This window comes from Pseudomonas sp. TJI-51 (genome assembly GCF_000190455.2).
GTDB lineage: Bacteria > Pseudomonadota > Gammaproteobacteria > Pseudomonadales > Pseudomonadaceae > Aquipseudomonas > Aquipseudomonas juntendi.
This window is the reverse complement of the sequence record NZ_AEWE02000026.1, coordinates 1-12718: the sequence shown is the minus strand read 5'-3', so window position 1 is coordinate 12718 and position 12718 is coordinate 1. Positions and strand designations below refer to the sequence as shown.

The window sequence follows — 12718 nt, the reverse complement described above, 5'->3', positions numbered from 1 at the left end:
TCATACAGAAAAGTCAGGTTATTTGGCAACTGCCCCGGCGGTGTGCGGCGCCGTGGCATTTTCGAGGGTGCGCCCGCGGGTCTCCGGCAAGCACAAGGCGGCGATCACCGCCACGCCATAGGCGATGCCAGCGTCGATACCAATGGCGCTGCCCAAGGACATCGACTCGCTCATGTGGCCGACCAGGAACGGGAACACTGCCGACAGTACGCGGCCGAAGTTGTAGCAGAAGCCCACCCCGGCACCGCGCACCTCGGCCGGGTACAGTTCATTGAAAAACGCCCCCAGACTGGCCGGGATACCGGCGGCGAAAAAGCCCAGCGGGAAGCCTAGGAACAGCATCTGCGTGTTGGTCAGCGGGAAGAACACATAGGCTTGTACGGTCAGCACGCAGCACAGGGCGAACAGCAGAATATTCTTGCGCCGGCCGATGCGGTCGATCAGCAGGCCGCTGACCACGCAACCGCACCAGAACGCCAGGATGATCACCGCCAGGTAAGCACCGGAGTTCAGCACCGACAGGTTGCGCTCGGTTTTGAGGAAGGTCGGCAGCCAGGTCATCACCGCGTGGTACCCACCATGGGCGCCCAGGCCAAGCAGGCCGCCCAGCAAGGTCACGCGCAACAGCTGCGGGCGGAAGATGCCGGCCATGGAGTGCAGGAAGCTGGCAGGGATGGCATTGGCGTTGTGCAGGCGCTGGAAGCTGTCCGGCTCGGGCACGTTGCGGCGTACCCAAAGGATCAGCAACGACGGCAACAGGCCGACGAAGAACATCACCCGCCAGGCAAATTCCTGCGGCACCAGCGAGTAGATCAGCATGAACAGTGCCACGGCCAGGCCCCAGCCCACGGCCCAGGCGCTCTGCACCGTGCCCATGACCTTGCCGCGGTATTTCGGGTTGATGGTTTCGGCCATCAGCACGGCGCCGGCAGCCCACTCGCCGCCGATACCGAAGCCTTGCATGGCCTTGACCAACAGCAAGGGGTAAAAACCGGTGACGAACGCCGAGAGGAAGGTGAAGCACGAGAACCAGAGGATCATCCACTGCAGGGTCCGCACGCGGCCGTAGCGGTCGGACAAGGTGCCACCCAGCCAGCCGCCGATGGCCGAAGTCACCAGGGTCAGGCCACTGATCAGGCCGGCATCGCCTTTGCTCAGGGAGAACGCGGCGATCAGCGCCGGGATGGCCAGGCCGAACATCTGCACTTCCAGCGCATCGAGCGACCAGCCGCCGAAACAGGCCCAGAATGTCTTGCGTTCCCGCGAGGTGATCTGGCGATACCAACTGAACATGATTGTTATCCTTCTAGTGTGTGCCTGTGACCGCCAGGCAAGCGAAGCCACCGCGCCGCGTGTGCACGGCGCAGAGGGAAACGGGGTGCAGCCGCCGGCTTAGCGAATGTCGATGCGGTAGCGGAAGTGCTGCGCATGGCCGCGTGAGCGGCGCCATTCCAGGGGCTTGCCGGCGTAGTCACGGGCCAGGCGCTCGATCACCACCACCGGGCTGCCGGCCGGCAGTTGCAGCAAGCGGCCATGCGCCGCGTCAACCGCTTCGGCGGTGAGGGTTTCTTCGGCGTAGGCGACCACCTGGCCGCACAATGCTTCGTAGAGGGGGTACAGCAGCGGCCCCTCGCTGTTCAGGTCGACCTCCAGCAACGGCTTGAACGTCTGGCGCGGCAACCAGATTTCTTCGGCCAGTACCGGCTGGGCGCCGAGCAGACGCGTACGGACAATTCGGATCACCTCGCTGTGAACCGCCAGGCCCAGTGCTTCGGCGACCGCCGAAGGCGCGGTCATCGGCTCGATGGCAAGAATGCGGCTTTCAGGCACCGCGCGCTGGCCATTGGCGGCTTCGAAGCGGAAGAACCGGAACAGCGAAGACTGGAATTGCGGGCGGCGCACGAAGGTACCGCGCCCCTGCTGACGCTCCAGCACGCCTTCAGCCACCAGTACGTCCACGGCTTTGCGCACGGTGCCGACTGACATGTCGAACTCGGTGGCCAAGGCAGCCTCAGTCGGGATCGCTTCGCCTGGGCGCCAGCGGTTGTTGGCAATCTGCTCAAGCAAGTGGTCGCGCAGTTGTTGGTAACGGGGCAGTCGAGCATCACCGGACAGTGGGTGCATGGGTCTCGCTCTCTTGTTGTTATATAAACATATATATGAATTCTGGAGGCAGTATTCCCCGCGTATGCCGGGCTGTCAATCCTCCGCCTGTCGCGGTTCTGAGGCGTCAGCTGCCTTGCTGGCGACAGGGCCGGTACCGGTCAGCGAAGCCGGGCCCTGCGACCACGCGCCACTGCGACCATCGTCGGCGCTGACGAAGCGCCACCAGCGTGCCAGACTGGTAGATCGGGACCGCGTTATCTTATTGCTTCGGAGTTTTCATGTCGTTGTCCAGCGGGCTGATCGCCGTGGTCGCCCTGGCCTATATGGCCATCATGTTCGCCATCGCCTTCTATGGCGACCGCCGCAGCACGCCGTTGCCGCCCAAGCTGCGCGCCTGGGTGTACAGCCTGTCGCTGGCCGTGTACTGCACCAGCTGGACCTTCTTCGGCGCCGTTGGCCAGGCCGCCGAACAACTGTGGGCGTTCTTGCCGATCTACCTGGGCCCGGTACTGCTGCTGATTTTTGCGCCTTGGGTGTTGCAGAAGATGGTGCTGATCAGCAAGCAGCAGAACATCACCTCGATCGCCGACTTTATCGCCGCACGCTATGGCAAGTCGCAGACCCTGGCGGTGGTGGTGGCGCTGATCTGCCTGGTTGGCGTGCTGCCCTACATCGCCCTGCAGCTCAAGGGCATCGTGCTGGGCGTGAACTTGCTGATCGGCGCCAGTGCCGACGCCACCGGCACACGCGTCCAGGACACCGCGCTGGTGGTGTCGCTGGTATTGGCGCTGTTCGCCATCGTGTTTGGCACGCGCAGCCTGGACGTGACCGAACACCACCGTGGCATGGTCCTGGCCATTGCCTTCGAATCGCTGATCAAGCTGCTGGCCTTCCTGGCTGTGGGCATCTTCGTGGTGTTCAACCTGTATGACGGCTTCGGCGACCTGTTCAGCCAGGCACGCCAGTCGATTCAGTTGCAGGATTACTGGCAGGAGACCATCAATTGGCCCTCCATGGTGGTGCAGACCGCCGTGGCGATGATGGCGATCATCTGCCTGCCGCGGCAGTTCCACGTTACCGTGGTGGAGAACATCGAACCACAAGACCTGCGCCTGGCCCGCTGGGTGTTCCCCCTGTACCTGGGGCTGGCTGCCCTGTTCGTGGTGCCGATTGCCCTGGCCGGGCAAATGCTGCTGCCAGGGGCCGTGATTTCCGACTCGTTCGTGATCAGCCTGCCGCTGGCCGAGGCCCACCCGAGCCTGGCGCTGCTGGCGTTCATCGGCGGCGCCTCGGCAGCCACCGGCATGGTCATCGTCGAGGCCGTGGCACTGTCGACCATGGTCTCCAACGACATGCTGCTGCCCTGGCTGCTACGCCGCAACAATGCCGAACGGCCGTTCGAAGCCTTCCGTCACTGGATGCTCTCGGTGCGCCGGGTGACCATCGTGGTGATCCTGCTGCTGGCCTATGTCAGCTATCGCCTGCTGGGCTCGACCGCCAGCCTGGCAACCATCGGCCAGATCGCGTTCGCCGCCGTGACCCAATTGACCCCGGCCATGCTCGGCGCACTGTACTGGAAGCAGGCTAACCGCCGCGGTGTGTTTGCCGGCCTGGCTGCCGGTATCTTCCTGTGGTTCTACACCTTGGTGTTGCCGATTGCCGCGCACAGTGTGGGCTGGCCCCTGCAGGTGTTCCCAGGGCTGGCTTGGCTGCACGGCAACCCGCTGAACCTGCCAATCAGCCCCCTGACCCAAGGCGTGGTGTTGTCGCTGGCGGGCAACTTCACCCTGTTCGCCTGGGTGTCGCTGCTGTCGCGCACGCGGGTGTCCGAACATTGGCAGGCTGGCCGCTTCATTGGCCAGCAGACCAGCGCCCGGCCCAGCAGCAAGCCGCTGCTGGCGGTACAGATCGACGACCTGCTGACCCTGGCATCGCGCTTTGTTGGCGAAGAGCGCGCCCGGCAGAGCTTCATCCGCTTTGCCTACCGCCAGGGCAAGGGCTTCAACCCCAACCAGAACGCGGACGGCGACTGGATCGAACACACCGAACGGCTGCTGGCCGGCGTGCTGGGCACCTCGTCGACCCGCGCGGTGGTCAAGGCGGCCATCGAAGGCCGCGACATGCAGCTGGAAGACGTGGTACGCATCGCCGATGAAGCCAGCGAAGTCCTGCAGTTCAACCGCGCCCTGCTGCAGGGCGCCATCGAAAACATCAACCAAGGCATCAGCGTGGTCGACCAGAACCTGCACCTGGTGGCCTGGAACCGCCGTTACCTGGAGCTGTTCAACTACCCGGAGGGGCTGATCAGTGTCGGCCGGCCGATTGCCGACATCATCCGTTACAACGCCGAGCGCGGGTTGTGCGGCCCCGGCGAAGCACAGGTGCACGTGGCGCGCCGCCTGCACTGGATGCGCCAGGGCCGTGCGCACTCCTCCGAGCGGTTGTTCCCCAATGGCCGGGTAATCGAGTTGATCGGCAACCCGATGCCCGGGGGCGGGTTCGTCATGAGTTTCACCGACATCACGCCATTCCGCGAGGCCGAACAGGCACTGCGCGATGCCAACGAAGGCCTGGAGCAACGGGTGGCCGAGCGCACCCATGAACTGTCGCAACTGAACCAGGCATTGTCCGAAGCCAAGAGCCAGGCCGAAGCGGTCAGCAAGTCCAAGACCCGCTTCCTGGCTGCAGTCAGCCATGACCTGATGCAACCGTTGAACGCTGCGCGGCTGTTTTCCGCCGCCTTGTCGCAGCAGGCCGAAGGCATGAATGAAGAAGCCCGGCAATTGGTGCAGCACATGGACAGCTCGCTGCGCTCGGCAGAGGAGCTAATCAGCGACCTGCTGGACATCTCGCGCCTGGAAAACGGCAAGATCACGCCAGACGCCAAGCCCTTCGCCCTTACCGAACTGTTCGACACCCTCGGCGCCGAGTTCAAGCTGCTGGCTGCCGAGAAGGGCCTGGAATTCCGCCTGCGCGGCAGCCGCCTGCGGGTGGACAGTGACATGAAACTGCTGCGCCGGGTGCTGCAGAACTTTCTTACCAACGCCCTGCGCTATGGCAAAAGCCCGATTCTGCTGGGGGCTCGGCGCCAGGGCGGGCGGCTGTGGCTGGAAGTCTGGGACCGCGGCCCAGGCATCGCCGACGACAAGCTGCAGGTGATCTTCCAGGAGTTCAAGCGCCTGGACAGCCACCAGACCCGTGCCGAAAAGGGCCTGGGCCTGGGCCTGGCGATCGCCGACGGCCTGTGCCGGGTGCTCGGCCACCCACTGGAAGTGCGTTCATGGCCAGGCAAAGGGACGGTGTTTCGGGTCAGTGTGCCCATCGCCCGCCAGGCCGCGCCGGCACAGCCCGCCCCGCTGGAACAGGCGAGCCAGCCGCTGGCAGGCTTGCAGGTACTGTGCGTAGACAATGAAGACAGCATTCTGATCGGCATGAACAGCCTGCTCAGCCGTTGGGGTTGCCAGGTGTCTACTGCGCGTAACCAGGCCGAATGCGCCGCCTTGCTGGACCACGGCCTGCGCCCGCACCTGGCGCTGGTGGACTACCACCTGGACGACGGCGAGACCGGCACCGGGCTGATGGGCTGGCTACGTGCGCGGTTGGGTGAACCCGTACCGGGTGTGGTGATCAGTGCCGACGGCAGCAAGGAAACCATTGCCCTGGTGCATGCGTCCGGCCTCGACTACCTGGCCAAGCCGGTCAAGCCTGCGGCCCTGCGCGCCATGCTCAATCGCCATCTGAGCCTGGTTCAGTAAGCGCTTGATCGGCCACCGCCGCGTCGGCCAGCGCCCGTTCCAGCAGGTCGGGCGGCAGGCTTTTGCTGGCGCGGGCGCCGAGCAACTTCAATTGCTCGCTGCGGCTTACCAGGTTACCGCGCCCCTCGCACAACTTGTTGCGCGCCGCAGCATAGGCTTTGTCCACCTGTTGCAGGCGACTGCCCAGCTCGTCCAGGTCCTGGATGAACAGGACGAACTTGTCGTATAGCCAGCCAGCCCGCTCGGCGATCTCCCGGGCATTCTGGCCTTGGCGCTCCTGCTTCCAGAGGCTGTCGATCACCCGCAACGTCGCCAGCAAGGTCGTGGGGCTGACGATCACGATCTGCCGGTCGAAGGCTTCCTGGAACAGGTTAGGCTCCGCCTGCAGGGCCGCCGAGAAGGCCGCCTCGATGGGCACGAACAGCAACACGAAGTCGAGGCTGTGCAGGCCTTCGAGGCGGTTGTAATCCTTGCTCGACAAGCCTTTGACATGGCTGCGCAGCGATTGCACATGCTGCTTGAGCGCGGCCTCGTCATTTGTGGAAACGAACTGCTGGTAGGCCGTGAGGCTGACCTTGGCGTCCACCACCACCTGCTTGTCGCCCGGCAGCATGATCAGCACATCGGGCTGGAAGCGCTCGCCATCGGCGCTCTTCAGGCTGACCTGGGTCTGGTACTCGCGGCCCTTCTCCAGGCCGGCATGCTCCAGGACCCGCTCGAGAATCAACTCGCCCCAGTTGCCCTGGGTTTTCTGCCCCTTCAGTGCCTGGGTCAGGTTGGTAGCTTCGTCGGACAGGCGCAGGTTGAGCTGTTGCAGGCGCTCCAGCTCCTTGCCCAGCGAGAAGCGCTCCCGGGCTTCCTGCTGGTAGCTCTCCTCGACGCGTTTTTCGAACGACTGGATGCGTTCCTTGAGGGGGTCGAGCAACTGGCCAAGGTGCTGCTGGCTGGTCTGGGCAAAGCGCTGCTCACGCTCGTCGAAGATCTTGGTGGCCATTTCGGCGAACTGGGCACGCAGGGTGTCACGGGCTTCTTGCAGGTCTTCGAGGCGTTGCTGGTGGCTTTCCTGCTGTTCGCGCAGTTCAGCCTCCAGGCGTGCGCTCTGCGCCTCCAGGCGGCGCAGTTCGGCTTCGCGGTTGGCGCGTTCGAGGTGCCAGGCATGGGCGGCGTCGCGGGCGTTGTCGCGGTCGATCTGCAGCAACTCCAGCTCACGGCCCTGGGCGGCCAGCTGGCTCTGCTTGAGGGTATTGGCTTCGCTGAGGTCGCTGATTTCGTCGCGGCTGGCATCCAGCTGCGCTTGCAGCCCGGCCTGGGCCAACTGGGCGGCGTTGAGGCGCTCCTCCAGCAATGCCTGCTCGCCCTGCCGTGCCCCCTGACGGCGCTGGAGCTGCATGATCCACCCCAGGCAGGGCAAAGCCCCTGCCACCACGCCGAGCAGAATGCTGGCCAGATCCACTGTCATGCTTACCCCGAACGCGCTGTGCAAATTGGCTGCAGCTTATCAGCCTTCAACCCGCAAACCACTGCCCCAGCAGCCGCTGCGCTTCCTGCGAACCTTGCCCCGCCGCAAGCTCCAGCCAGTAACGCGCCTGCGCCGGCGCGTTGTGCTGGCACAACCGCGCGTATTCCAGCTGCGCCCGCCGGTCCCCGGCCCGCGCTGCCTGGCGCAGTAACTCATGGCCAATGCGCCGGTCACGGGCATTGCCGCAATCCCGGCACAGCATTTGCCCAAGCCGGCTTTGCGCCACCACCACACCCTGGCGGGCCGGCTGCTTCAGCAGGCGGCCCGCCAGATGCTTGACCTGGGGCTTGTCACCGAGGCGCGGGCTATCGAGCAGCCACAAGGCCACTTTCAAGCTGAACCGCTTGGCGTCAGGGGGTGGTGTAGGGGCGGCGGAGTTGGCGAGGTGTTTACTGCGGAACTTCATGGCAACACGTCAGGCAATGCGAAAGGCGCGCCACTGTACGCTTTTTTTTTCGCCATGGCCTGTCGAATCCGGAACAATGAAAAAAATTTTAAATGATCTTTTCTTGACGTTCGCCGGCCAATGGCTGGGCTAGTCATCCAGGCTTAGCGATTGTCGGACAGCTTGGCGCGGAGCTGATACGCCCGTGCTAGAGCAAGTGCCGGGGACAATCCACAGTTCCTGTGGATAACTCGGTGGACAACCCTATGACACACCCCGCAAACCCCCGTAAACTGTGGGCTTCAGTCAAACTGACGATTTTTTCACCAGCTGAAAATAGTGTTTTTTTTCATTGACTTAACCACGCAGTCAAGGCATTGGCGAAGTCGGCAGGGGTTGTTGCGGTGCTATTACAAGCCCTGCACCGAATGTGAACAAATGCACCGTGAGCCCTCATTTGAATGCACGCAATGGGCACATCCGTGGCGATACGGGCCATTTGCACCCTCTTCCCAGCCTGGCAAATTCAGGCCATACTGCTCGGCTACCCAATACTGATGCAGTGCTTGCCAAGCGCACTCATTCACTGTACAGTCCGCCTCGTTAGTACCAAGCTGAAAGTCAATTCTGGCCCAATGTCCTTGCAGTCGCCCACCTCCCAAGTGCGGCCCTGCTGAAACCAGGACGGCCCATTCGATGATTCACTCGCCAGCCAAAGGCTGGTCAGGCACGAATCACCCGACAGATTGATCAGGATCCCATCCCGATGGCCGCGAACCTTGGCCTCGGCGTGCTGCCTGCCTTCTGAAGTACCTACCAGTCAGCCCAAGCGCCCACATTTGATTGCGCCCCCTCTGGCTGCCCTGTTCCAGTCAGGTTCGCTCGTCCCTTAATAATGGCGTCACTGGAACGTTTCTATCATGCACGGATCATACTCCCCGTGTTTAAAGCAGGAACATCCAACAATATGCAAACCCATCATCAGATTCAGGCTGCCATTGGCACCCTTTCCCAGGCCTTCTCGCCGTTGAAGTGCCTTATCGTTGCCCCACGCAAAGGCAGCTTCAGCTTTACCCTGGTAGACGAACACGGCGTCGCCTGCCACACCGAGCGCCTGTACCCTGAACAGTACAGCCGCAATGAACCCTTGCAGGCAGTCATTGCAAGGACTCGCCAGTCGCTCACCGCGTGAGCGGGGAATACTGCAGTATTCATGCGCTGAATCATGCCATCGTCTACCTGCCTGAACGTTCACGGCTTAATTGCCTTAGGGCATATACCCCGCAACGTCAGGCAGCAATCGATTTAAAAACAGCTCTTTACACCACGATTATCACACTACACTTCAACTCGAGCGGTACTTGCCGCTTCCGGCGGGCCTGACTCCTTCACCAGCTGCCAAGCTCCAGCGCCCGTCCGGCCCTTTACTGTTCGAGGGCATCATGGGTATTGCGGCGAATGAATTGTGTCAGTATGTGATACGGCCCACCCTGGTTTACCTGAACCGTCACTGCGCCAGCGCTGAAGCCTTGTTACTGGGCATTGCCGCCAGCCAGTCGGCACTCGGGGCTGCCTTGCACGACCGACGCGGGCACGGCCTCTACCGCATTGGCGAACACCGCCACCAAGCGCTGTGGGATAACTACCTGGCCCGTGATCCCGACCTGGCCAGCCTGGTCCGGGGCCTGGCAAGCCAGCATGCCTTCCTGGGCGGCCCGCACCTCGAGCTTACGGTCAACCTGCGATACTCCACGGCCATTGCCTGGATGCTCGTCGAAGAGCACGCCATGCCCTTGCCCGCCGCTGACGATTTACTGGCACTGGCGCGCATATGGCGTCAGATTTTCTCCCCCCAAGGCCGCTTGCGCGACTTCACTCATGCTTGGCACACCTGCGTGGATCAAAGATTGCCCCAGGCATCTTGAGAAGCGCCCTACATCAAAGCCGGAAAAAAGGGAATTTTGGTCGGATTGTCCTACAAAACCGCTCTAACTCCTGCGATTCAGGCTATAGCGCGGCGCGTCATTTGTTGGTAGCTTTTCGCCCCGGAGATCCCAAGGAGTTTTCTAATAATGAAAAAAGTAATGCTCAAAACCTCCCTCGGCGTAGCCGTTGCTCTTGCATCCAGCCAATTGCTCGCCAGCGGCTTTGCATTGAACGAACAGAGCATCAGCAGCATGGGGACAGGTTTCGCGGGACGTTCTTCTTCTGCCGAAGATGCCAGCACCGTGTTTGGCAACCCGGCCGGCATGTCCCGCCTCAAACGTGAACAGGTCACCGTGGGCGGCGCAGCCGTCATCGCCAAAACCGACATTTCCGGGCCAGGCAGCAACCTCGGGGGGGAAACCGATGGTGACATGGTGCCGGTCGTTGGCGTGCCCATGGGCTACTACGTCAAACCTATCGACGACCACTGGAGCGTCGGCTTCGGTGTCTATGTGCCGTTCGGCCTGGTAACCGACTACGGCAGCGATGATGCTGCGCGCTACTGGGGCAAAAAGAGCCACGTTGAGGTCGTCACCTTCCAGCCTACCGTCAGCTACGCCTTCAACGACAAGGTCTCGATCGGTTTTGGTCCAACCATCAACCGCATCAAGGGTGAACTGGGCTCCAGCCTGATCAACCCGTTAACCCCGGGCCGCAACGATGGTGAAGTGAAAATCAAGGGTGACGATACTGCCGTTGGTTACAACATCGGCCTTATGGTGCAGGCCACCGACCGCACCCGCGTCGGCCTGACCTACCACTCGATGGTCGACTACAAGCTGGAAGGCAAGACCCGCGTCAGCACCCCGCTGATCGGGCCGTTCAACGGCAACAAGTTCGATGCCAGCCTGAAGATCAAGACGCCGGAATCGGTCGACCTTTCGGTTACCCACGAACTCGATGACCAGTGGACCCTGTACGCGGGCAGCACCTGGACGCGCTGGAGCCGCCTGGAAAACATCACCGTGCAGAACGATGTGCCTGCGCCACTGGCAGGTTCGGCATTCCAGACCATCACCGAAGAGCAGAACTGGCACGACACCTGGGCACACGCCATTGGTGCATCGTACAAGGTCAACAAGGAGTGGGTACTGCGTACCGGCTTTACCGTTGACCAGTCGCCAACCAACAACCACGACCGTTCGCCGCGCATCCCGACAGGTGATCGCAAGGTGTTCAGCCTGGGCGCAGGCTGGAGCCCGAATGACGACATGACCGTTGACGTGGCGTATTCCTACCTTTGGGAAGAAGACACCAAGGTCAACCAGGTCAGCGCAACCAAGGGCAGCTACCAAGCCAAGTACGAGAACAGCGCGCACGGTGTCGGTGCGTCGCTTACCTATCGTTTCTGACGGTACGCGCTACCTGAAAAAAAACGCCCTCGCGGTTAATGCCTGTCAGTTAAGCGTTACTGGGGCTGCTTTGCAGCCCTTCGCGGGCACGCCCGCTCCCACACGTTTGGCGCTGAACTCAAGAAAGCGCGATTCCCTGTGGGAGCGGGCGTGACCGCGAAGGGTCGCAAAGCGGCCCCAAATTACTTAACTGACAGGCATTACCCTCGTAGCGGTTTTTTCACGTCTGGACCTGCCAGGTGTCAGCCAGGTGTTCACGCAGGTACGCCGTGAACACGCGCACAGCAGGCGTCATGGCAAAGCGGTCCGCCAGGCACAGGTAGATGTCCATCGGCTCGGTCTGGGCGTATGCCTGGCCGTTGTCGCTGTATTCAAACAACGGCACCAGCGCACCTGAAGCCAGATGTGGCCGCACGATGAATTCGGCCAGGCGGGTAATACCACCATCGTGCACGGCCATGTGGGTCAGCGCATCGATGTCGTCGCTGATGAGCACGTTGCCGAACACCGGCTCGAAGCGCAGCCCGTCACGCATGAACCCCCAACGTAGCAGGCGGCCGTCCACCGGGTAGCGGAACACCAGGCACCGGTGATCGCGCAGGGCCTCAGGCGTGCTCGGTAGGCCGGCGCTTTGCAAGTAGCCGGGTGAGGCGCAGCAAATGAACGGGATACGGGCGATGTGCCGGGCCAGCAGCTGCTCTTCCAACTGCGGGGTGATGCGCAGGCTCACATCGACATCTTCACGGGCATGGTTGACGCGGCGATCGGTCGTTACCAATTCTATCGAAAGCATTGGGTAGCGGGCGCTGAAGGCGGGTATCAGGGGAGCCACTACATGGCGACCGAACGCCGAGGTCGAAGCAATGCACAGTCGGCCTTGGGGTTCACTGTCTGGGGTGGTGATGGCCTGCTCGGCTTCGGCAAGATCACGTTCGATATGACTGACACGTTGGTAGTACTGGTTGCCTGCGCGGGTGTCAGGGACATGCTACGGGTTGTGCGAGTAAGCAGGCGCACCTGCAGGTGGCTTTCCAGGCGGGCGAGGTTCTGGCTGACCGCTGCCGGGGTGAGGCCGAGGTTACGGGCGCCAGCGGCAATGCTGCCGGCTTCGACCACTTTGATGAAGCAACGGATGGCGTTGAGTAGGTCCATGCAGTGGCCCTTGATTCGTAAGCATCTCTTTATAAAGAACTCAGTATTACTGGTCTACTGCTGCCATTGCGAGGGTTGCTAGCCTGCGGCCTCACTTAACTTCAAGGAGTACGCATGAACGATCTGTCCCCCACCCGCCGCCGCCGCAAATTGCACCCCGTTGCCACGCCCTATGTTTTCGCGTTCTACATGTCTTCGATCATGGCGTTATTGATGAGCTTTGTTATTACAGCAGCGAACGCTGGCGTTACCCCCGACTACCTGAGCAATGTATTGAAGGCCTATCAGTTGGCGATGCCGGTGGCGTTTGTCTGTGTATTGATGGTGAGGCCGGTGGTTGTACGGCTGGTGGCGATCACGGTGCATGCAAAGTGAGGTCGTCTACCGCTGGCACAGGTGGCGCTGGCCCACCTCTTCACCCCCGCACGGCTGTTGATCTGGCTTTGATCTTGATCTTGATCTT

General features: G+C 62.2%; 9 protein-coding genes and 1 pseudogene. 5 read left to right on the top strand and 5 right to left on the bottom strand.

The genetic code is table 11. The features are described from left to right. Nucleotides 1-18: 18 nt before the first annotated feature. Both G1E_RS06345 and G1E_RS06340 read right to left on the bottom strand, forming a co-directional pair. Nucleotides 19-1293: an MFS transporter gene (locus G1E_RS06345; RefSeq protein ID WP_009686218.1), complete on the bottom strand. Its 1275-nt coding sequence runs from the start codon at nucleotides 1291-1293 to the stop codon at nucleotides 19-21. Between the two features lie 99 nt (nucleotides 1294-1392). Next, a complete protein-coding gene (locus G1E_RS06340) occupies nucleotides 1393-2124 on the bottom strand; it encodes a GntR family transcriptional regulator (RefSeq protein ID WP_009686217.1) in 732 nt (243 codons plus the stop codon). Nucleotides 2125-2384: 260 nt separating this feature from the next. Here G1E_RS06340 and G1E_RS06335 point away from each other — a divergent pair, with 260 nt between their 5' ends. Further along, complete coding sequence (locus G1E_RS06335; protein ID WP_009686216.1) at nucleotides 2385-5861, top strand: PAS domain-containing hybrid sensor histidine kinase/response regulator; 3477 nt, start codon at nucleotides 2385-2387, stop codon at nucleotides 5859-5861. On the opposite strand, the gene rmuC is transcribed toward G1E_RS06335, so the two are convergent. Both rmuC and G1E_RS06325 read right to left on the bottom strand, forming a co-directional pair. After that, nucleotides 5833-7206 (bottom strand): DNA recombination protein RmuC, encoded by a 1374-nt coding sequence (gene rmuC / locus G1E_RS06330; RefSeq protein ID WP_177329606.1) that lies wholly within the window; start codon nucleotides 7204-7206, stop codon nucleotides 5833-5835. The two genes, G1E_RS06335 and rmuC, sit on opposite strands and share 29 nt — an antisense overlap. Before the next feature lie 160 nt (nucleotides 7207-7366). Continuing rightward, complete coding sequence (locus G1E_RS06325; protein ID WP_047149702.1) at nucleotides 7367-7786, bottom strand: tetratricopeptide repeat protein; 420 nt, start codon at nucleotides 7784-7786, stop codon at nucleotides 7367-7369. A 946-nt stretch (nucleotides 7787-8732) separates the two neighbouring features. Here G1E_RS06325 and G1E_RS06320 point away from each other — a divergent pair. The 3 genes from G1E_RS06320 to G1E_RS06310 all read left to right on the top strand — a co-directional run bounded on the left by G1E_RS06320 (nucleotide 8733) and on the right by G1E_RS06310 (nucleotide 11103). Next, nucleotides 8733-8957, top strand: a complete 225-nt coding sequence (locus tag G1E_RS06320; RefSeq protein ID WP_009686213.1) for a hypothetical protein — start codon at nucleotides 8733-8735, stop codon at nucleotides 8955-8957. Nucleotides 8958-9207: 250 nt separating this feature from the next. Next, nucleotides 9208-9690 carry a hypothetical protein gene (locus tag G1E_RS06315; protein WP_009686212.1) on the top strand — a complete coding sequence of 161 codons (483 nt, stop codon included), beginning with the start codon at nucleotides 9208-9210 and terminating at the stop codon, nucleotides 9688-9690. A 147-nt stretch (nucleotides 9691-9837) separates the two neighbouring features. Further along, nucleotides 9838-11103 (top strand): OmpP1/FadL family transporter, encoded by a 1266-nt coding sequence (locus G1E_RS06310; RefSeq protein ID WP_009686211.1) that lies wholly within the window; start codon nucleotides 9838-9840, stop codon nucleotides 11101-11103. A gap of 220 nt (nucleotides 11104-11323) precedes the next feature. Here the strand turns inward: G1E_RS06310 and G1E_RS06305 are convergent. Then, nucleotides 11324-12255, bottom strand: a pseudogene (locus tag G1E_RS06305) (LysR family transcriptional regulator). A gap of 114 nt (nucleotides 12256-12369) precedes the next feature. On the opposite strand from G1E_RS06305, the gene G1E_RS06300 reads away from it, so the two are divergent. Beyond that, the gene (locus tag G1E_RS06300) at nucleotides 12370-12630 is read left to right on the top strand and encodes a DUF2798 domain-containing protein (protein ID WP_009686210.1); all 261 of its coding nucleotides are present in this window, start codon (nucleotides 12370-12372) and stop codon (nucleotides 12628-12630) included. The last annotated feature ends 88 nt before the right edge of the window (nucleotides 12631-12718 follow it).